This is a genomic window from uncultured Maribacter sp., assembly GCF_963974015.1.
GTDB lineage: Bacteria > Bacteroidota > Bacteroidia > Flavobacteriales > Flavobacteriaceae > Maribacter.
Genome location: NZ_CAXBBZ010000001.1, coordinates 610,131 through 632,662, shown reverse-complemented (window position 1 = coordinate 632,662; position 22,532 = coordinate 610,131). Strand labels below are relative to the sequence as shown.

At 34.0% G+C, this 22,532-nt stretch carries 18 protein-coding genes and 1 pseudogene; 9 read left to right on the top strand and 10 right to left on the bottom strand.

All coding sequences use genetic code 11. The features are described from left to right. The first annotated feature begins 169 nt into the window (after positions 1-169). The 8 genes and pseudogenes from AACZ41_RS02715 to AACZ41_RS02680 all read left to right on the top strand — a co-directional run bounded on the left by AACZ41_RS02715 (position 170) and on the right by AACZ41_RS02680 (position 10,333). Positions 170-859, top strand: coding sequence for a DUF2064 domain-containing protein (locus AACZ41_RS02715; RefSeq protein WP_339626248.1), 690 nt, complete (start codon positions 170-172; stop codon positions 857-859). 53 nt (positions 860-912) lie between these two features. Further along, positions 913-4,116: a SusC/RagA family TonB-linked outer membrane protein gene (locus AACZ41_RS02710; protein WP_339626246.1), complete on the top strand. Its 3,204-nt coding sequence runs from the start codon at positions 913-915 to the stop codon at positions 4,114-4,116. A gap of 10 nt (positions 4,117-4,126) precedes the next feature. Then, complete coding sequence (locus tag AACZ41_RS02705; RefSeq protein WP_339626244.1) at positions 4,127-5,551, top strand: SusD/RagB family nutrient-binding outer membrane lipoprotein; 1,425 nt, start codon at positions 4,127-4,129, stop codon at positions 5,549-5,551. 70 nt (positions 5,552-5,621) lie between these two features. Continuing rightward, complete coding sequence (locus AACZ41_RS02700; protein WP_339626242.1) at positions 5,622-6,962, top strand: sodium:solute symporter; 1,341 nt, start codon at positions 5,622-5,624, stop codon at positions 6,960-6,962. Beyond that, positions 6,947-7,582: pseudogene (locus AACZ41_RS02695) on the top strand (metallophosphoesterase family protein); the annotation flags it as partial. The gene AACZ41_RS02700 and the pseudogene AACZ41_RS02695, both read left to right, overlap by 16 nt. Before the next feature lie 234 nt (positions 7,583-7,816). Further along, positions 7,817-8,152 carry an arsenosugar biosynthesis-associated peroxidase-like protein gene (locus AACZ41_RS02690; protein ID WP_081819435.1) on the top strand — a complete coding sequence of 112 codons (336 nt, stop codon included), beginning with the start codon at positions 7,817-7,819 and terminating at the stop codon, positions 8,150-8,152. A 184-nt stretch (positions 8,153-8,336) separates the two neighbouring features. After that, positions 8,337-9,392, top strand: a complete 1,056-nt coding sequence (gene arsS / locus AACZ41_RS02685) for an arsenosugar biosynthesis radical SAM (seleno)protein ArsS (protein ID WP_091625177.1) — start codon at positions 8,337-8,339, stop codon at positions 9,390-9,392. A gap of 323 nt (positions 9,393-9,715) precedes the next feature. Beyond that, positions 9,716-10,333 carry a TetR/AcrR family transcriptional regulator gene (locus AACZ41_RS02680; protein ID WP_339626240.1) on the top strand — a complete coding sequence of 206 codons (618 nt, stop codon included), beginning with the start codon at positions 9,716-9,718 and terminating at the stop codon, positions 10,331-10,333. 12 nt (positions 10,334-10,345) lie between these two features. Here the strand turns inward: AACZ41_RS02680 and AACZ41_RS02675 are convergent, their stop codons facing one another. The 3 genes from AACZ41_RS02675 to AACZ41_RS02665 are packed head-to-tail and all read right to left on the bottom strand — an operon-like array spanning position 10,346 to position 12,956. Continuing rightward, entirely contained in the window at positions 10,346-11,398 is a 1,053-nt protein-coding gene (locus AACZ41_RS02675) for a glycosyltransferase family 9 protein (protein WP_339626238.1), read from the bottom strand. Next, positions 11,388-11,987: a DUF4254 domain-containing protein gene (locus AACZ41_RS02670; RefSeq protein WP_339626236.1), complete on the bottom strand. Its 600-nt coding sequence runs from the start codon at positions 11,985-11,987 to the stop codon at positions 11,388-11,390. Before AACZ41_RS02670 ends, AACZ41_RS02675 begins: the two co-directional genes overlap by 11 nt. A gap of 39 nt (positions 11,988-12,026) precedes the next feature. Next, on the bottom strand, positions 12,027-12,956 hold the full coding sequence (locus AACZ41_RS02665; RefSeq protein WP_339626234.1) for a DUF6427 family protein: 930 nt from the start codon (positions 12,954-12,956) through the stop codon (positions 12,027-12,029). 100 nt (positions 12,957-13,056) lie between these two features. Here AACZ41_RS02665 and AACZ41_RS02660 point away from each other — a divergent pair, with 100 nt between their 5' ends. Next, positions 13,057-13,221 carry a uracil phosphoribosyltransferase gene (locus AACZ41_RS02660; RefSeq protein ID WP_339626232.1) on the top strand — a complete coding sequence of 55 codons (165 nt, stop codon included), beginning with the start codon at positions 13,057-13,059 and terminating at the stop codon, positions 13,219-13,221. A gap of 50 nt (positions 13,222-13,271) precedes the next feature. Here the strand turns inward: AACZ41_RS02660 and purD are convergent, their stop codons facing one another. From purD to AACZ41_RS02625, 7 genes are all read right to left on the bottom strand, one after another. Continuing rightward, a complete protein-coding gene (gene purD / locus AACZ41_RS02655) occupies positions 13,272-14,543 on the bottom strand; it encodes a phosphoribosylamine--glycine ligase (protein ID WP_339626230.1) in 1,272 nt (423 codons plus the stop codon). A gap of 42 nt (positions 14,544-14,585) precedes the next feature. Then, positions 14,586-15,563, bottom strand: coding sequence for a UDP-glucuronic acid decarboxylase family protein (locus AACZ41_RS02650; protein WP_339626228.1), 978 nt, complete (start codon positions 15,561-15,563; stop codon positions 14,586-14,588). A gap of 5 nt (positions 15,564-15,568) precedes the next feature. Continuing rightward, entirely contained in the window at positions 15,569-16,921 is a 1,353-nt protein-coding gene (locus AACZ41_RS02645; RefSeq protein WP_339626226.1) for an exopolysaccharide biosynthesis polyprenyl glycosylphosphotransferase, read from the bottom strand. A 57-nt stretch (positions 16,922-16,978) separates the two neighbouring features. Further along, positions 16,979-17,569, bottom strand: a complete 591-nt coding sequence (locus tag AACZ41_RS02640) for an inorganic diphosphatase (RefSeq protein WP_339626224.1) — start codon at positions 17,567-17,569, stop codon at positions 16,979-16,981. Positions 17,570-17,742: 173 nt separating this feature from the next. Then, positions 17,743-18,681, bottom strand: a complete 939-nt coding sequence (locus AACZ41_RS02635; protein ID WP_339626222.1) for an alkaline phosphatase family protein — start codon at positions 18,679-18,681, stop codon at positions 17,743-17,745. A gap of 121 nt (positions 18,682-18,802) precedes the next feature. After that, entirely contained in the window at positions 18,803-19,513 is a 711-nt protein-coding gene (locus tag AACZ41_RS02630) for a VTC domain-containing protein (RefSeq protein ID WP_339626220.1), read from the bottom strand. Continuing rightward, positions 19,494-22,508: a hypothetical protein gene (locus AACZ41_RS02625; protein ID WP_339626217.1), complete on the bottom strand. Its 3,015-nt coding sequence runs from the start codon at positions 22,506-22,508 to the stop codon at positions 19,494-19,496. Before AACZ41_RS02625 ends, AACZ41_RS02630 begins: the two co-directional genes overlap by 20 nt. Between the last annotated feature and the right edge of the window lie 24 nt (positions 22,509-22,532).

Below are 22,532 nucleotides of genomic sequence, written 5' to 3'. Positions count from 1 at the left end.
CAGATATTTAATATTACATTTTGAACCTTCAAAACCGACTGATTAGTTTAAACTGACATTTTGACTTAAAGTAAGAAGCTTCGGATACTTAAATTTTGATTTTTATATACACTAAGAAAACCTTTGCGATATTTTTACGTAAGTTTATTAACGAGAAAGAAAATTTGAATTGAATTCACAGGGTACAACCGCTATTTTGGTATTTGCCAATTCCGCCAAGGAAGATTTGGCCAATAAGTCCATTTCTAAAGGTGAGCAATTATTCCACGATCTAACGAGGGTCACTCTTAAGAAAGCCCATAACACAGGTTTACCTGTTTTTCACTTTTCAGACAAAGATCAAGTTGGCGCTACTTTTGGTGAACGTTTTACAAATGCCATAGCCAATATTTTTGACAAAGGATTCTCTAGTATTATTACCATAGGTAACGATACTCCTCATTTAAAAACCCAACACCTTAAACATACTGCCAAGCAATTATCAATGGGCAAGACCGTAATTGGTCCTTCTAATGACGGAGGTTTCTACTTGTTGGGCTTACAAAAATCTAATTTTGATGTTAGTGGTTTTCACAACCTTCCTTGGCAACGTTTTAGCCTATACCATCAAATATCATTATGGCTAAGAAAAGAGTCAACAGAATTAATTAAACTACCCGTTCTACAAGATTTGGACAACGAAAAGGACCTACAGTCCATATTATCGTTTTCCAGAAGTTTATCGCCAACCTTGTTACTGTTGATTATACGGTTATTAAAAAGAAACGGAAATCTATATCACTTAAACCAGAACTTTTTTTATCTATTTCGCAACAGTTTTCTTTACAATAAAGGCTCTCCTGAAGTTTCATTTGTTTAAAGCCAACCCTGCCATAGTATAGGGCAAATGTAAACTCAGTTCAAAAGCTATATATGAAACACTTATTACTAGTGTTGACATTGTTTGTATTAAACATGGTCAATGCTCAAGAAACAATAACAGGTATTGTAAAAGATACCTATGGAAATCCCATTCCGTACGTAAACATTGTATTGTCTGGTACCTTGACCGGATCTACGACAAGTGAAAACGGTAAATATTCAATAGATGTGCCCAACCTTTCAGGTGCTATTGAGTTTTCGGTTTTAGGATTTCAATCTAAATTAGTTCCTATAAACAATCGCAATACTATTAATATCACCCTTGAAGAATCAACTGAAATTTTAGATGAAGTGGTATTGACCGCATTAGGACTTAAAAGGGAAACAAAAGAATTAGGCTACGTTGTACAAACCTTAGATGCTGCAGGTATTACCGAAGTAAAGTCGGTTAACTTTTTAGATAACCTTTCTGGTAAATTAGCTGGCGTAACCATTAATCAAGGTGCTACCGGAGTAGGTTCTTCTTCAAAAATTACCATTCGTGGAGAAGCATCATTTTCCAATAACAATCCGTTGTTTATTGTGGACGGTGTTCCTATAAACAACAACTCGGTCTTCAACTTTACCAATGAAGCGGCAGCCGGATTTCAAGAAATAGATTTTGGAAATGGCGCTATGGATGTTAACCCCGATGATATTGCAGAGGTATCGGTATTAAAAGGACCAAGTGCAGCTGCGCTTTATGGCACAAGAGCTTCTAACGGAGTTATTATCATCGAAACTAAAAGTGGTAAAAACACTAAAGGATTAGGAGTAACCTACAATACCAGTTTTTTTGTGGATTCCGCTTTTAAACTTCCTGAATTTCAAAATGAATACGGACAAGGAAATTCTGATGAATTTGCCTTTGTTGACGGTTTAGGAGGAGGAACCAATGATTTGATCACCTATAGTTGGGGTCCTCGCTTAGATGTCGGCAATTTAATTCCGCAATATGACAGTCCGGTGACTTTAGCAGATGGAAGTGTTGTACGTGGTGGTGATACTGCTCTTTACAGCGGAATTCCTATCACACCAACTGAGTTTAAGTCGAACCCGGATAATTTGAAGGATTTCTACGAAACCGGAACAACCTTGATCAATAACATTTCAATAGCATCAGGGTTTGATAAAGGTAACCTTCGCCTTTCATTTACCGATTTACGAAGTGAATCTATTATTCCGGGCGTTAATCTAGACAGACAAACCATAAGTACTCGACTAAATTTTCAACCAATAGAAAAATTACGTGTTAATTCATCTATTAGTTATATCAATTCCAGAAGTGATAACAGGCCATCTAACGGCTATGGCTCGGAAAACGTGAACTATTCATTAGTAGCATGGGGGCCTCGTTCATTAAATATTGAAAATTTAAAGGACTATTGGCAACCAGGTTTAGAGGGTTTACAACAATATTCTTACAACTACACCTTTTTCGATAATCCGTATTTCATTCTTAACGAAAACACAAACTCCTTTAACCGAGATAGAGTTTTTGGAAACATCTCTGCCAACTATGATATTACCCGGCACATAACAGCATCTATTAGAACGGGAATGGATTATTCAAGTGAATTACGCCAATTAAAAAGAGCCTACAGTTCTAATCGTTTTTCTAATGGTGCATACGCAGAACATGATGTTTTCTTTAGGGAGATAAACACCGACTTTCTTTTAAATTATTCGAATCGGTTTAGTGACTTTAGTGTAGATGTATCTTTAGGAGGTAACAGATTAGACCAAAAAGCTTTTACCTCTCAATCTCAAACAACAAGTTTAGCACAACCGGGTGTTTTTAGGTTATCAAATGCAGCTTCACCGATAGAAGTTTTTGAGTTTGAATCTAACAAACGGATCAATAGTATTTACGGACTTGCAAAATTCGGGTATAAGGATTTTCTTTTCTTAGATATCACTGGTCGAAACGATTGGTCTAGTGCTTTGGCAAATCCGTTTTCTGTAGATAACACTTCATTCTTCTATCCGTCGGTATCAAGTAGCTTTATCCTTTCTGAAATTTTAGAAATGCCTGAGGCAATATCATTTACAAAATTACGGGCAAGTTGGGCACAGGTGGGTAATGACACCAATCCGTACCAAACCACAGGTGCTTTTGTTGCACAAACACCTTTCAATGGGCAACCGACCTTTAGTAATTCAAATACCATTGCAAATCCAAATTTACAACCAGAGCGTACTTCTTCTCTTGAATTAGGTGCCGATTTACGCTTTTTTAGAGACCAACTAAGGTTTGATGTATCGTATTATAACGCATTAACAAAAGACCAGATAATTTCATTGCCGATAGGCATTTCTTCTGGCTACACTCAACAAGTAGTAAATGGTGGTGAGGTTCGTTCTAAAGGTGTGGAGATTATTCTTGGTATCTCGCCTATACTAGGTCAAGACTTAAAGTGGAACAGCACCTTGAATTTTAGCACGAACAGATCTACCGTAGAAAGTTTACCACAAGAAGAAGGTAGATTAACATTGGCATATTCCAGAATTTATGACAGTCAAAACCAAACGGTATTTTTACAGGCAGAAGAAGGCGGTCGCGTTGGTGATCTGTATGGTACTGGCTATCTAAAAAATGAAAATGGTGATTTTATCTTGACAGATGAGGGCAGGTATATTCCAGATAATGAACTACAAAAACTAGGAAATTACAATCCAGATTTTATGCTGGGTTTCAATAACCAGTTCAATTACAAAAACTGGAATCTAGGCTTTCTTTTCGATTGGAGACAAGGCGGTATAATTGTTTCAAGAACGAAGGCATTAGGAAATGTAGGTGGTCAATTAGCAGAAACCGCTTTTAGACCAGAAGATGGTATTGTTCCCGAAGGCGTTGTAAATACAGGTACTGAGGAAAATCCGGTGTACACTCAAAATACAGTGGCGGTATCCGCAGAAAGCTATTATCGCCAGTTTTATGATAGAAACCATGAGGAAAACAATACCTACGATGCTTCATTTTTAAAATTACGTCAATTGTCTATTGGTTACACCTTCGACAACCTAAGCTTTTTTAATCAAGATGCTACATTAAACTTGTCATTAATAGGTAAGAATTTGTTTGCTATTACTGAGAATCCACATTTTGACCCTGAACAACTCGCTGTACAAGGTCAAGGTTTTATTAGTGGTGTAGAAGATATGTCATACGCCACAACAAGAAGTATAGGTTTTAAAGCCGGATTTAATTTTTAAGAAAAAGAAGATGAAATATATAGATAGCATTCTAATCTTATTGTTGGTCATGGGCTGCACAAAAGATTTTGAAGAAATTAATACCAACACAAATGCACCTGTAACTGTACAGCCCAGTTTATTGCTTAGGCAGGTGATCTATGATTATGGCGAACAAATGTCCTATGAAGGTTTTACGGCGGGTAACTTGCTAGGCCAATATAGTACCGCCCTTGATTTTAATTTATTTGATAGACATGATTTAAAATCTCCACAACTAGGCGGAAATCCGTGGTCTATTTTTTATAAAAACTTAAGGGATAATGAAATTGTATTGAATCTATCACGGGAAAGTCCGGCATTCGCAGTATATGAAGGTCCCGCTAGAATAATGAAAGCGTATATGGCAGCAGGGTTGACAGATTTGTTCGGGGATGTACCATATTCTGAAGCATTCAAAGGTGATTCAGAATCTGTAACCCCCGTATATGACTCCCAAGAATCTATTTACATGGATGAAGGTGGCGTTTTTGATAATCTTGATAAAGGTATAACTGCCCTAGAAAACTATACAGGTACTATAGCATTGGAAGGTGATATATTATTCAATGGTGATTTGGAAGGTTGGATTCGTTTTGCAAATTCTTTGAAGATTAAATACCTGATGCGTGTTTCTAATAGGGTAAATGTGGCTTCACAATTACAAGAATTGGCAACGGAAGGTAATTTTATAGATAAAAACAGCGAAAATGCCATTTTCAACTTTACCGATGGTGAGCCAAATAATTTTAGGTTGGCCCGTCTAAGAATAGGCGATTTCAATAACTATGTATTATCTGAAACTATGGATGAAATATTGACCGGTTTAAATGATCCGCGTATTGACCGACTTTATCGGCCATTTGCAAATAGTGCTGATGGGGCGTACAACGGACTATTAAACGGTATAGATGCATCTGCAGGAGTTTCCTTGGCAGATTATTCATTATTAGGTGCCATTTTTAGAGAAAATACAGGGCTTTTAGACGCTAATTTCATGACCAGTATGGAAACACATTTCTTATTGGCAGAAGCAGCTCAAAAAGGCTTAATAACTGGTGATGCCGAAACACTATACAATACAGGGGTAACTCAAGCTTTTGCATATTGGCAAGTGGAACTACCTGCCGATTATTTATCCGTTGATGCACCATTGGCTAATGGTAATCCCTTAGAAAACATCATTACTCAAAAATGGATAGCTAATTCTATAAATGGTTATGAAGGCTGGGTTGAATATAGAAGAACTGGATTTCCGCAATTGAAAACGATTTCCGCAAGTTTAAATGATAATTTAATTCCCGTTCGCATGCCCTATCCATCAGAAGAAGAAGCTTTGAATAGTGTCAATTATGCAGCTGCCGCAAGTAAAACAGATGGCAATAGCATAAATGTTCCGGTTTGGTGGGATGAATAGTTAAGAATTAAACAATCCGGTCGTGTCGAGTGTAGTAGAGACCTTGAATAATAGCAATTAATAAAATTAAATGACTGAAGTAAAAATTTGGCAATGGAGTTTAATTATAGCATCAAGTTTGGTGCTGTTCTTACTTTCCCCATGGGCAAAAGACACGAATCAGTTTTTTAAAGCAGTTCAGAAAAAGAAAGCGCCCAATACGTTTATGTTAATGGGCAGCTTGATCATCTCATGGATATTTGCCAAGAGTATTACGAACGCCGCAAATTTAGGCTTAGACTTTGGTATTGTTGGTGGGGTTGCATATGCAGGATACTACCTATCCTTTGCCGTAGCTGGTTTTGTAATTTACAGAATGCGATTACATGGAAAGTATACAAGCATACACCATTTTCTATCGAGTAAATTCGGACAATCTGCTGTTACTATATTTTCTATTTTGATTGCCATTCGCTTATTTAACGAGGTATGGAGTAATACTATGGTCATTGGCACTTATTTTGGATCTACAGGTACATCGTCGTATTATTGGTCCATTTTAGTATTTACAGGGTTGACATTGGCTTATGTATTAAAAGGAGGCATGAGTAGTTCTATATTTACCGATGTTGTCCAAATGGGACTCTTTTCTATTCTTTTAGCGGTAATATTGTTCACTATTTTTGGGAATACAACATCAACAACTGTTACGGAAGTAGCAAATTCTGGAATCTGGTCGTTCGAAACGGGGTTGAATTTATTATTTGCGGCATTATTACAATCCTTCAGTTATCCTTTTCATGATCCTGTTTTAACTGATCGCGGATTTATTAGTAGTCCTAAAATCACATTGAAAAGTTTTCTATGGGCAAGTATTCTAGGGGCAATATGTATAATACTATTTAGTTCCATTGGTGTTTATGCACAATCACAAGGTATGCAAGGGCAGGCTGCTGTAGAAGTGGGGAAAGCTTTTGGTGTCTTAATCTTGTTGGTCATTAATTTTATAATGATAACATCTGCGGCATCTACATTAGATTCTACATTTTCATCCTTTTCAAAATTAGTGGCGATTGATTTAAAATTTGGAAACTCACTTAAATTTGGCAGATGGTCAATGGTTGTAGTTGCAATTTTAGGTACAATTCCCGTGTTCTTAAATGCAGAAATACTTTCGGCGACAACAAGTAGTGGTACTATGGTTATTGGCTTGACTCCTGTTTTTCTTTTTTGGAGAGGGAAAGCTCCCAAAATAAGTTTTCATTTAAGTGTGTTTAGTGGGTTATTCTTTGGTTTCCTTTTGATTTTCAACTGGTTTCCACAAGCACTTATTTTTACGTCAGGAAAGTACGCCGATTTACTTTGGATTAATTTTTGGGGCATCATTTGTTGCCTACTTGTATATATAATACCAACATGGATAAAGAAATAAAACATATTGGCACTAAAAGCGGAAAGCTGTTACTTTTCGGAGGTGTATATAGCAACCTTCAAGCTTTAGAGAAGCTCATTTCCATTGCTGAAGAAGCTGGGATAAAACCAGAAAACTGTATCAGCACTGGTGATATTACCGGATACTGTGCGCAGCCCGAAGAAACCGTTCAATTGTTTCAAAAATGGGGAGCTTTAAGTATTGCGGGTAATGTAGAATTGCAATTGGCGAATGATAGTGAAGACTGTGGCTGTGATTTTAAAAGTGGTAGTCGATGTGACGATTTTTCAAAAATGTGGTTTCCCTATACCAAAGGTCATTTGTCGCAACAATCATTAGATTGGATGAAGAAAATTCCGGAGTACATCAGTTTTGATTATGGTGGCAAAAAAGTTACCGTTGTCCATGGAAATTATGGTAATACCTCTGAATTTATATTTGCATCCAACGCGACAGAAAGTAAAGAACGCTGCTTTATAGAAACTAAAAGTGAAATTATTATAGCCGGTCATTGTGGCTTGCCCTTTCATCAGTCCTTCAATTATAAGGTTTGGTTAAATCCTGGTGTTATAGGTATGCCGGCAAATGATGGGACAACAAGAGTTTGGTATATGATTCTTGACATTGCTAACGGTGAAGTTACCTATACCCATCATTCCTTTGAATATGATGCAGAAACCGCACAAAAATTAATGTACAAAAACCATTTGCCCGAAGCCTACGGAGACACACTTACGTCAGGTATTTGGGACAACATGGAAATACTCCCCGAAGTAGAAAAAATGGGGCAGGGAATTCCTATATATTTTAATAAAGAGCAAAAAAATACAACACATACTAAAACTCAGAAAAAGATGGCAAATACGTATTATGACCCAGCAGATTTAAGAAAATTTGGAAAGATTACAGAATGGAGCGAAGAATTAGGAACTAAATTTTTTGACTATTATGGTAAGGTTTTCGAAGAAGGCGCACTAAGTGCTAGGGAAAAGTCTCTAATTGCTTTAGCGGTATCCCATGTTGTTAAATGTCCTTATTGTATTGATGCCTATACAAAAGACGGATTACAGAAAGGAATTACGAAAGAAGAAATGATGGAGGCTGTTCATGTAGGTGCTGCTATAGAAAGTGGAGCTACACTGGTTCATGGTGTTCAAATGATGAATAAGTACAATAAATTGTCAATGTAGTTTGGTTGATAGTTGTTCATTGTCGGTTGTTAGAGAATTTAAAAATCGACAATGAACCATTTACAAAACAAGTATAGAATAGAAATTGCTATCTATTAAAAAGAAATTAATACAGGCTGAACGGTTTATGAATTCGTAATAATATATGAACGACAAACAACCTTCAACCCACAACAATAAAAAAATGGCTACAAAATCATTAAAAGCGAAAGGGAACGATTTAGCAGTTTCCAACAAGCAGTTAGAAATATTGAACGGAGGAATCTTCGCTGATGGAGAGCTTCCATATTTTAAGGATAAGATAGCTCAGATAGGCCACTTTCCACTACGCCCTAAAAAGTTGGAAATACTGCAAATCAATGTGGGATATATGTGTAACCAAGTATGTGAGCATTGCCACGTAGATGCAGGTCCGGATCGTAAGGAAATAATGACCCGTGAAACTATGATGCAGTGTTTAGAGGTCATAAAAAATACAGGAGCCCATACTCTAGATTTAACTGGTGGAGCACCAGAAATGAATCCTGATTTTAGATGGTTTGTTGAGGAAGCTGCAAAAGCAGGAATAAAGGATTTTATCGTACGTTCCAACCTTACCATTATTAGAGCAAATAAGAAATATTATGATTTACCAGATTTCTTTAAGAAACACAATGTGCACGTAATTTCTTCTATGCCACATTATACCAGAGGAAAAACAGATAAGCAACGAGGTGATGGGGTTTTTGATAAATCGATTAAAGCCTTACAAGAACTGAATGAAAGAGGGTACGGCTTACCCGGCAGTAGCTTACGATTAGACTTAGTATATAATCCATCAGGCGCATATTTGCCAGGAGACCAAGCGGCAATGGAAAAGGATTTCAAAAAAGCACTTAAAGAAGATTTTGATATTCAATTTCATAGTTTGTTCGCTATAACGAACCTGCCTATAGCACGATTTTTAGATTATTTAATAGCTTCAGAAAATTATGAAGATTATATGTACGCCTTGGTAGAAGCATATAATCCTTCTGCAGTAGCAAATGTAATGTGTACCAATACGATTTCAATCAGTTGGGATGGATGGCTATATGATTGCGACTTTAATCAAATGTTAGATTTAAAGGTTGCCAGTAAAGTGAAGCATATTAAAGATTACAATGAAGATTTATTAAACGATAGAAACATCATTATCTCACAGCACTGTTATGGTTGTACGGCAGGCGCAGGTAGCAGTTGTCAAGGAACGGTAGCGTAAGCATGAATTTTAGGTCAATATTTTACTTGTCTAGTTCTTCCGCTATTATGTTTATAAGAGATATTAGAATAAAACCGTTCAGTGCTGAACACAGAGCGGTTTTATAATTAATTATCTATAATTTCCCTCGTAATACAACTTCTTTTAAGAACACTTAAACCGACCACTTAGTTTGTAGCCCCGTTTACCATCCTTGTCATTCAACGACAAAATGTACGTTCACCGAAAATTAGGACATCTACATCTATAAATACTAAAGCTTTTTACAATATGGAAGTTCTTTATATAGACCAATTGGTCTGATTTACCCAAATCTATATATCATGAACAAAAGTCTAAAGCGCATGGCCACCATGCAACGAATGCAAACAACAGGACTAGAATTATTCTATGCCAAAGGGTATTATAATACAAGTGTAGATGATATTCTTAAAAAATTAGAATTATCAAAAGGAGCATTCTATTATCATTTTGATTCTAAAGAAGATTTCTTTGTACAAATAATTCAAAACTTACTTGCACGTAAAGTATATAGCAGTTTAATAGAACCTATTGAAGGGCACGAAAATCCACTAAATTTAATAACCAACTGTTTTGATGAAGCCATGGAAACTGCTGTTCATAATGAAATGGATTTTGGCTGCATACTGAGTAACTTTCTTACCGAATTCAATGGTAAGAATGAGGTAATCATGTACCACTTAAATGAAATAGTAACCGTATGGGAGGTCAATCTGATTTCTGCATTACAAAAGGGAAAATTTAATGGTTATTTAGACCGCCATGTAGATTGCGAAGCGGTGGCAACATTTTTAATGAGTTCTTATTTCGGAGTACGAACATTAATGACCGGTTCTTCACCAAGTGCAAAAAAGTATAGGTTCATGACACAATTACGTCAATATTTCAGAAGTATTGAAACAAAACCGGTAACAGCTTAAATTTAAATTATGTTAAACATTATTGTTAATTATATCGATGATTTTTTGAACAACTTGGGTAGGTTGAATGGTACTCATTACATTTTCATAGCCAGCTGGGAACTTGTTCCCATAGATAGAAGTAGGAATCAACGGATATTCAACTCTATCCGCCAATAGTGCATTGGCCATAGGTTGTCCGAAAGGAAAAAATCCTGCAAAAGGATGGGTTACTCCCCATAATGTAACTGTAGGCACACCAAACATCGCTGCTAGATGAGCATTTCCACTATCCATAGCCAACATAAGTTCAAGGTTAGAAATTAAACTTAGTTCTGAGGAAAAAGAAAGTTTACCTGCTGCATTAAAAACATTATTGAATTGATTATCCCAAGTATTAAGAATTAGCACCTCTTTCTCTCCACCCCCAAACAATACTATTTTATACTTATTAGTATTATTTAATTCATTAACCACTTCTTTCATTAAGTTCAAAGGATACATTTTTCCCTTAAACGCTGCAAATGGTGCAATTCCCACAAGTAATTGCTCTTCATTATCTTTTAAATGAACGAAGTCTTTTGGAAAAGGTTTTTTAGGCATTACATCCATTTCATCAACAGAAATAATATAGCCAAGCTTCTCGAACACTTCTGAATAACGATTTAAAGTAGATTTTAATGGTTCTAATTTTACTCTTTTAGGGTCTATTAGTTCCTTTTTTTCATTCCTCCCTTTATCTATTTGAATAAATGGAATCGTCTTAAGTTTAAAAAACTGTTTTAAAATACTACTACGCAATGCATGGTGCAAATCGGCAACCATATGAATTTCTAGATTTGCCAACTCTTTGTATAATTTCCAAAGTCCCAATATTCCTTGATGCTTGCCTTTTACGTCAGCATTAAAAACCGATACATTCGGAATATCAGAAAAAATCGGCGCCATAAAAGGTTTCGTTAGAACCGTAATCTTAACTGATGGATATTTTTTACAAATACCAAGAAGAACAGGGACGGTCATAGCAACGTCTCCCATAGCAGAAAGGCGTATGACCAAAATATGTACTGGGCTATTATTTGCCACGTAAGATGGGATTTAGTTCCTCATCATTATACATTTTCATCTGCTTATATACCTTCATATACTTGCTACCATTTTCAATATCTGCCAATAATTGGTCAATTGCAAAAGAGAGGTCCTTCTTTTGTTCTAAAAGAATGTTCAGCTTCGTTCGACACTTTTGCTTATGGTCATTAGAAGCATCTGAACGGTATGTTTCTTCGTTCATGTGATATATTTTCAACGCTAAAATTGACAAGCGATCAATAGCCCAGGCTGGGCTTTCGGTATTTATAGTTGCTGTAGGCTTAACATCTACCGATTGGTATTTATTTAAAAAATAACTGTCTATAAATTCAACCAAATCAGTTCTGTCTTGATTACTGGCATCAATTTTACGTTTTAAGACAAGAGCCGCTTGTGGGTCAATCTCAGGATTTCGTATAATATCTTCATAATGCCACTGAACGGTATCTATCCAACTCTTTCGATAGAGAAGGTATTCGATATCATCTTTTGAATATGGATTCTCAAAAATCTGATACACATCGTCCTTAATGTGATATTTTTCAATACAATTATTAAAAATAGAAAATGCGAACTCGCTAAACATATGAGCTTTTTTGACAAAGATAAAGTTTATAGTTTTAAACTATAATTTGGTTACAAAAACTAAAATAGGAACCAAAATACCGGCAATCAATATTGCCTCTAAAAATTTGGGTTTCTTAATAGATTCCAAATAATTGACAATGAATATAACTGACGGAAAAAAAGTAATCATTACCGCACTTGTATTTTCTGATGTAACCAAAAAATTAACTACTATGCCAATTATAAATGATAGTGCAATTAATCGCATAATAATCACTTTACCCATACCGGCTTTGCCTAAATGTATGAAGGTAGAAAAAGCAAGCGCCATATTTAAAAGCGCATATAGTGATAGCTTAAGGCTAGACCACCACTTGATTGGGAAAATCGCATCGTAATTGATGGCAAAATCATAGTGAATTATCATAAAAGAAACTTCATCTAATAAAACCATAACCCCATATAAAATCATGAAAAAAGAAAATCCTACTGATAGCAATACTAGCCAGTTCCTAATGTTTTTAGGGTCATAAATATAAATTGCCGCGAATACCAAAAGAAGATATAAAATGGCCCATTCATAAAAAATGCTAGAAATACATATCCACAGACCTGCATCAAAAATTTTGAGCTTTATATTTTTAAGTGATTTAATACTTAATAAGCGCCTCATGGCAAGCAGCAAAAAAAAACTTGTAAAAACAGCATTGCTATCACCTAAGGTTTCAGGAAAAACCACAAAAAGCAGGGTAAAGAAAAGGATAGCAAAGGAGTTTGTTCCCGTCAATTTATTTCTTTTCACCACAAAATCTACTACAAAAACACTGAACAAAAGAATGCTTAGCACCACAATCGATGGCGCAATTTCAATGTCGGTAAACGTATAGTCTAAAAGGTAAAATTGTACAGACCAGTAAAAAAGAAACAAAAAAACGAGTACAATAATGAAATTGATTGGTTTTGTTTTCTCAAAAATGCTTGAAATCATCTAAGCTTTTTATATTTTTGTCAGTAAATATAGTAATAAGATGAAATCATTTTTTGAAGGTATTGCGGATTTATTTGTTAATGTGATATTTAAATACACAATGGATCCATTTAGATTTGCGGAAAGTTGGGCTATTTCCAACATTCTTAACTGGATTTTTATGTTAATTGGTTCAGCTGCTTTTATATATTGGATGCTTCAATTAAAGAAATATAATGATAGTGGTGAAGAGGATACGTCTAGTACTTCTCACTCTTACCTATAAAATTAAGGATATATTTTTATCGGATCTCTAAAAGAGATCCGATAAAAATTTTATAAGTCGAAGCCTAAATCTTTTCTATAATTCATTCCTTCAAAAGAAAGCTTCTCTACATTTTGGTAAGATTTTGACAGAGCGGATTTAAAATCTGACCCGAAAGAAGTAATTGCCATAACTCTTCCTCCATTTGTTACTACTTTGCCATTTTTTATGGTTGTACCTGCATGAAAGACCAATGAATCTCCGATAGATTCAATCCCCTTTATCTCTTTACCTTTTTCATATGCACCAGGATATCCTCCTGAAACCGTCATTACAGTGGTTGCGGCACGTTCATCTAATTGCAACTCGACTTCAGAAAGTTTTTCGTTTGCCACAGCTTGTAATAGTTCTACTAAATCATTTTTAATTCTAGGTAGAACAACCTCAGTTTCCGGATCACCCATTCGAACATTATATTCGATAACCTTTGGGTCTTCACCAACTTTAATCAATCCAATAAAGATAAAACCCTTATACGGCATATTATCCTTTTTAAGCCCTTCTACCGTCGGCTTTACTATACGATGCTCAATCTTATCCATAAACCCCTTACTCGCGAATGGAACGGGAGAAATAGCTCCCATGCCGCCAGTATTGAGTCCGGTATCTCCTTCCCCTATTCTTTTGTAATCTTTTGCTGTTGGTAAAACTTTATAACTATCCCCATCTGTTAGTACAAAAACGCTTAATTCTATACCGTCTAAAAATTCTTCAATAACTACTGTTGCACTGGCCGAACCAAATTTCTTATCAACCAGCATAGATTTTAATTCTATCTTGGCTTCATTTAAGTCATTAAGAATGACCACACCTTTTCCAGCAGCTAATCCATCAGCCTTTAAAACGTACGGCGGATTTAATTCTTCTAAAAATCTAAATCCTTGATTGACTGTTTCAGAAGTAAAACTTTTATACTGAGCTGTGGGTATTTGATGTCGCATCATAAATTCCTTCGCAAATTCCTTGCTACCTTCGAGAGTAGCAGCTAATTTTTCCGGACCAATAACTGCGACTTTATTCAATTGATTATCATTAAGGAAAAAATCATGAATACCATTTACCAAGGGGTCTTCAGGCCCAACAAAAACCAATTCAATATTCTCTTTTAAAACTAACTCTTTAATAGCCTCGAAATCATTTACACCAATTGGTACATTTATTGCTATTTCTGCCGTACCTGCATTACCAGGAGCCACGAAAAGCTTCGAGAGATTATTACTTTGAGTTAATTTCCAGGCAAAAGCATGTTCACGACCGCCTGATCCAAGGATTAAAATATTCATACTTATGGTTTTTGCAAAAATAAACTTTGCATTAGAATAAAACTATTTACTGGAGAAATCTCTATGTTCCTTTTTTTGTAAATCCTCTGAAGACAAGGATTTAAAATAATCATATACGATTTTTAAGCCCTCTGAACGACTAACTTTTGGCTCCCATCCTAAAATTTCTTTTGCTTTGGTAATGTCAGGTTGACGTTGGGTCGGGTCATCTTGGGGTAAAGGCTTATAAATAACTTTCTGTTTAGTTCCGGTAAGTGCAATTATCTCCTCTGCAAATTGCTTAATAGTTGTTTCATGGGGGTTTCCAATATTCACAGGGTCGGTGTAGTCACTAAATAACAAACGGTATATTCCTTCAACTTGATCATCAATATAGCAGAATGACCTACTTTGAGAACCATCACCAAAAACCGTTAGATCTTCACCTCTTAAGGCTTGACCCATAAATGCAGGCACCACACGCCCATCATTTAAACGCATTCTAGACCCATAGGTGTTAAAAATACGTACAATACGGGTATCAAGTCCATGATGCCTATGATAAGCCATTGTAATCGACTCCATGAAGCGTTTAGCCTCATCATATACACCTCGAGGACCTATTGGACTAACGTTCCCATAGTATTCTTCCGTTTGAGGATGTACCAAAGGATCTCCATACACCTCAGAAGTAGATGCCACCAATATTCTAGCATTCTTTTCCTTTGCAAGACCTAATAAGTTAAGGGTACCTAACGAACCAACTTTTAATGTTTCTATAGGTATTTTCAAATAATCTATTGGACTTGCAGGTGATGCAAAATGCAGTATATAATCAAGCTTACCTTCTATATGAACAAAGGTAGAAACATCATGATGATGAAATTCAAAATGTTGCAATGGAAATAAGTGTGCAATATTCTTTAAGTCGCCAGTAATAAGATTATCCATCCCAATTACATGAAAACCTTCAGCGATAAAACGATCACATAAATGAGAACCTAAAAATCCTGCCGCACCTGTTATTAAAATTCTTTTCATAATGTTTAATATGCCTTTTCCTCGCCCATAAAGGCATTAACAACAGTTTGAACAATAATTTTTAAGTCTAAGAAAAAAGACCAGTTTTCAACATAAAAAATATCGAACTTTATACGGTTTTGAATATCACTATCTTTTTCTATTTCCCCTCTATAACCTCTTATTTGAGCCAATCCTGTAATACCTGGTTTCACGAAATGACGTAACATATATTTGTCCACTCTATTTGCGTATTCATCAGTATGCTTTAACATGTGTGGTCTTGGCCCAACTACTGACATATTACCAAACAGTACATTATAAAACTGAGGCAACTCATCTATACTAGTTTTCCGAATAAATCGTCCTATTTTAGTGACCCTCATGTCATTTTTACCTGCTTGTTGATGATCAGATGAATCGTTAATGGCCATAGAACGAAATTTAAAACACTGGAATTCATCATTATCAAATCCAGTTCTTTTTTGAATAAAGAAAACCGGACCTTTAGATTCTAGTGATATTAAAAGTGCCAATAACGGCACTAGCCAAATTAATATTCCGAAAATTACAACAAGTGAAAAAACAATATCAAACAATCGCTTTAAAATAGCATTAAGGGAATTATGCAATGGTATATCTCGTAATGATAAGATTGGGAGGTAATCATAGTATTCAAATTTAAGTTTCTTAGCAAATATATTTTTATTATCTGGCAAGAATTTTAGTGTTTTTAGATTATTGTCGGCAAAATTAATAAATGCTGAAAGCTCATCATTCTTCAATTCAGAAACCGAACAGTATATTTCATCAATATTATTGTTCACAATGTATCTGAAACAATTTAACAACTCAAAATCCTTATCTCTGGGTGAAAATTGAGAAGAAAAATTATACCCAAATTCACGTCTTGTATTAAAAACTTCTATAAGTTGATTTGCCTTTTTGCTTTTACCTATCACAACAACATTTCTAATATTCCCTTTTATACGCTCTCTATATTTATTGAGAAGAAAGAAGTTTAATAACTTTAAAAAACCGATTCCAACAAAAACTAGTATAAAATATTGACCTAATGCCAATCTACTCATTAACGGTTGTTTAAAAAAGCCGATGTACGCATATAAGATTAAAAAAAAGAAAACGAATTGCGTAAATAGTTTTCTAAGTAGAACTACCGCCTTAGAATACCTGTGAATTACATAAAATTCATTTTTAAAAGATAGAATAATCCACGTAATTGAAATATAGCAATGGAACAGCCATGGATTCTGAAAATTTATTGGTAAAAAAAAAGTAAACAAATTTATAACCAATAAATCCAGCCCATAAGAAATAGGTGTTATAAAACCTGAATATCTACCTTGTTTAAAGAGCATTTCTTTTAACGTTTATTATTTAATAGCAATTCAGTTTTAAAAACGTAAAACATGACTCTATTTTATTGACTTTCTAATTTCCTTTATTGCTTCCTTTTCATCACCCCAACCTTCAGTCGTTAGGGAATCTCGACTATCATAATTCAAGAACCATATCTCTAAAATATCTAAAATTTTAGGGTAATTTTGTTCGAGTTCCCTAAAAGAAAGGGCGCTAATTATTCTTAGTTCTTCTTTAACGGGTACAGCAATTATTTTGTAATCATATTCATTGTTGTCAATAAGCTTTAAAACACCAATAGGAATTGTTTCTATTACAGTACCTGTTTTAACAGCTTCTGATATAACAATTATATCCAAAGCGTCTCCGTCACCACCTATAGCTGGATTAGAATATGTAGAAGTGATAAAGCCGTAGTTAGCTGGGTATGACAGGAATTGTATAACTCTTTCCTTACCCTCAATTAAATCTATCTCGAATTTTTTAGACTCTTTATTATACTCAAATTTTCTATTTGTACCAGATGGGATTTCCACAATACAATTAACCGTATTGTTATTTGAAAACGTTGGTAAATTATATATTTCTTTTTTAGAACCACAATTCAAAAAAAGAAATACTAAAAACAGCAAGTAAATAAATTTCATATTATCGTTGATGTGCTTCTTTATGATATGTTAATAATATTTAAATAAATTATTATTTATTTTCGTTGTTTTTGCACATCCTTTTAGTCTTTTCTAACGAGGACAGTAATGTTTATGCTATTATTTTAGCAACTTAGAATCTAAAACTTTTCTAAATTCTTTCAAAACTATTTTCACTCAAATAACTCAACCATAATTTGCCCCTTTCCAGTAGGTATTTCAAATCCCAAAAGTTCCGCCGTTGTTGCAGAAACATCTATCAATTCCCTTTCTCTTTCAAAAATAGCACCACTTTTAAAATCTGGGCCGAACGCAAACAAATTAATATGTCTACACCCCTCACATCCGTCTCCATGTTCAGAAAATCCTGTTGAAATATCATCCAAGTGCCTGCCATGGTCATTGGTAACAAAATAGGTGGTTTTATTTTTATATGTTTCATCATTTTCAACATATTCAATCAGCTTATAAACATATTCATCAACTTTTTTAATTCCATTTATATAATCATCCCAATTATTTGTATGACCGGAATAATCAGGTTCTCTAAAATTAATTAAAACTAATTTTGGATGATGTGTTGTAAATATTTCTTTGGCTTTTTCAAAAGTAATACTATCATTTCTATAGCCACTACCTAATCCATTAATTCCACAATTTGACATTGGTGTAAAACTATTACGCCAGACAGTATCTGAACAATTAGTTAAAATTTCTAATTTATCCTTACTTGCAACTACAAATGCTTTACTACTATCCTTTTTTGATTGCCTTAAAAAATACTGAAATATTGAAGGCTCCAAAGGCAACTCAGAACCCGTATTATCAATTTTTTGATAATTCCCTGTTGTTATGGCACTATGCCCAGAATTAGTATATGTTGGGCCTTGGTTATAAAATTTAGTGTATACATTTCCAGAATTAAATACTCTATTAGCCAGTCTAGGTATATATTGATGGGTCGAATCTCCCCAAGTTTCAGTAAACCTTGCCCCATCCATTACTAATATTACTACATTATTTGTTTCATAACTTTTACTGCTATAATCATTAGAACAAGATTGTAACAGCAATAGTAATAATGGTAAATTCCTTTGCAGTAGGTTTTTCATTAATATTATCAATTTAATTTCAAACATAGTTTAAGTTCAAAAAAGGTTAAGATTAGCCTTATTTGTAGAATAAATTTCAACTTTAAAGTTCTAGTATCATTTAAAAAACTAATTGAGATGTTTAATAATTAAACATCTCATAACCTCTCACATATTTAGAATTTTTCGACAACCGAGTTCCAAATTCTTGTGAAACCTCTCTACCCTCATTATCATCTACGGTGTTATACTTCAACTCTAATATAACGTCTTCCAAACTACGTTCAGAAGCTTGAAATTGACAGCTATTTGGGTTGTAAAAAATCATATTATAATCAATTGTGATTCTGAATTTACCACAATCAGATAAAAAATATCTTCTATCATATGAATTATATAACGTTGGAAATATGAAACCAAATTTTGTGGATAGCTTTGGTTCTTTAATATTTGTATAGATTAAGTTACATATCTCATCTACGGAATAATCCTTTAAATCTAAACTTAAATCTTTTATTTTATAAGAATACTTGTCTCCTGCTTCACCAAATTTTTTCTTAATCTCAACAGTAGGGTTTGATAGTAGCGCAAAGTCATCGCCATACCATCTTACCCTATATTTTTCTCTTATTCCATCACCAGACACATTCATTGTGTAGAACGTTCGGTTGTTATCGTCAAAATACATACTGTTAACCCGCCTCCTATGATAAATCTCTCTGAAACAGAATTTATTACCAAGCACAACTGTTTTTATAATATCATCTACGTCTTGTCCTATATAAATGAATTTACGTTCAAACCTTAGATTGTAAAACAGATCCTTTAAATTTTTACTTGCTGCTTTTACCATATTCTTTCCCGTACATTTGATCTATTACGTTATTTGAAACAGTCATTACCGGAATATTATCGATAGATAATTGGGATCCATTCTCTACGAGATAATCCAATTCATTATTGACCAGTTTTAAATTTGAAATCTCAATTACCCCAATACCATACTCCGATTTTTTTTGAAAAGACGACAATCCAAGTCTTGTATCTGAAATTACAACATCTGTTAGCTCTATTTTGGAAGAATCTTTGCTCACGATACCTATCTCACCACCAAGTATATTAATGCCCTCACCAGTAATATTACTTGCCTCACCACCACTAATTGCCTTGTCTGATGGCTGTTGGATTACAACATTCCTTAAATTAATCTGAGACCCTGAAACATCTATCCCATCATTTCCACAATTAACAAATTTGCTGTCATAAATTTCTCCCCTTACAAAATCTCCATCAAAGGCATCAGAATAAGTATTTCTAAAAATAGTTGAGCCAATTGAAAAGTCTGATCTAATAATGTTAAGTCCGTCTTCACTATTATTATTTTCAAAAATAGAGTTAGTTATCTCTACATTTGATTCATGAAAATTTACCGCTCCAGATAATTCCCAATTATTATAGATTGGATTTGCTAAATTAGAGAAAGTACAGAAATCTAACTTAGAGGATTGATCAGTGTCCGTGACAAAAATCCCTCCACCAGAAGCGTCTGTGGAAAAGAATTTTATTGGATTGTCTTTAATTCCATTGGCAATAATAGGGGAATACGAAATTAGGGAGGCCTTGTCCTTAAAATCCAACTCAAAACCCTTTTCTACAACTACTGTTAAACCAGCAGGTATTATTAAAGTCTTATTAAGCACATGGGCGCCTGATTTCAAGTAGACGGTTTTCAATTTCTCGTTGTTGTTTATAAATAAGAAATCCTTAAAATTTGGCAAAAACATTTCTTTATATTTGGCTATACTTACATCTAACTCTTGATTATTGCCAAATGGAATTATACCACTTTCCCTATGATAATTTAATCCTAGAATGCCGTATTTTAATTTTAATTTATCAACATCTTTTGGATATCTAAAACCTCCTTTCTTATTTTTTTTTGAAACAAAAGCGTTGTTGAAAGATTTATTAAGGTCAAAAGAAACAAGTTCTTTCTTTAATCCTTTAATAATATGAGTTGAAAGATGAGTATTTAACTTTCTACCTTTATCACTTATAAGGCTTACCACTTCAACTGGGTATTTGGATAAATTCTGAATTTCAAGAGTGATTATTTTGTCATTTTGCTCAATCAAATTAGCTGTAATGACATCTGAAGGATTAATGTGTTTTTTTATAAAATTACTATTATACTCAAGTATAGAAAGATCTAATTCTATATTAAATTCTGAGTTCAGGTTAATTTGAAGGGTATTTAACTCATCATAGTACTTTTCTATGAATCCGTTTATATAGTCTGATGAGCTAACTAATTTGAGTTTTTCTAAAAATAATTTATCATATACCTCATCACCGATAAACATGGGATAATCTTGAATTTTAGTGATTTTCATTCCAGAATTGGTGTCAAAGGCAATTGGTTCTAATTTATTGGTAATAGGATTGTAGTAAATTCTCAAATTATGCCAAATAAGTCCGTGGTGGCCACCAAATAAATTTGAAAGAGCAGTAAACATTGTTAATTTATCAATATCGAAAACTTCTGATATTTTATATTTTTTAGTCCTTAGACCTTCAAGCAAGTCCTTAGCTATTCCAAATTGTTTGGCTAATTTTGGGTCAGAGAGTACCTTATTTTGATTGAATACCTTTATTGGAGCTACGTCAAGACTATGAAGTCTTGATGACCGTGAACTTGGACTTAAATCAGTACTGATTTGCTTTTTTCTATCTTTCCATAATAAAGACTCATCGAAAGCGAGTATGAGCCCTTCACGTTTCTTGTTGTTTTCAATAAGTATTTTATCGAAAGATTCCTCAATTGCCATTATACCCAATGAGGTTTTTTCAACAGAATCATTTCCATTGATTAAATTCATATCTACATTTATGAAATTATATCTTAAACCAATGATTTCATTGTCTTTAATGACCTTGTGAAAAAGCCACTCCCACATATAATTTCTAACCTTAGGATGTTGAATTGAAAATTTCCTTAGCCCTTTAAAGGTTTCTTCCCCTTTCATAATAAATCGATAAGACCATTTATTTTGCGATAACAAATGGTCTGGCAAATCACCTTTTAATCTAAATTCTGATTTTAACTTAGCACCGTTGTTTATGCTTATTTCCCCATTAATGATATCATCGTCTTCGGTAATCAGAATACCATTTTTAATAGCTTCGTCACGCTTTGATTTTATTTTTTTAAAGGCATTGTTCTTAACGAAGATTCTAACCGTCTCAAAGTTATTACTAAGATTAACGCTCTTAACATCTTTAACCTTGATATTTCCTGCACTATATGATCTATTCAGGCCTGGCTTATATCTTCCAGCATTTATAAAATCGATCTGCTTTAAGTCAATATACTTGTCTTTATAATTTTCTGAAACAAGGGCCTTTTTGAATATGAAATAATCTTCATTTCCAATTCTGGTTGGTTTTATTTTTGGTGGTATAAAATCAAGATTTATGTATTTCCCGTTAAGTACTTTAGACGTATCCTTAACAAATAAATGAACGAAAAAGTTATCATCCTTTTGTCTTCCAACAAGTTCATTCCTATAAATAAAAACCAGACTGTTAATGCCTAGGCTTCTGACTAAATGAATGTTTATTATAGAATCTGAATGGATTAAGTTGATGTCGTTATCTATCAACTCACGAAAATTAATGTTGTTCTCTTCAACAACAATGTTTGTTTTGAGCTCTAAATCATCCTCCTTTTGTTTCTCGTTCTTAGAGGTTTTAGAGGTTCCAATAATTGCAAAGAAAACTAAACAAGCACCTACTAAAATAGAGGTGTAAACTATTTTTTTGTTTGTTTTATTACCTTTTAATTGCATAGAAACGGTCTTTAAAAAGTGGTT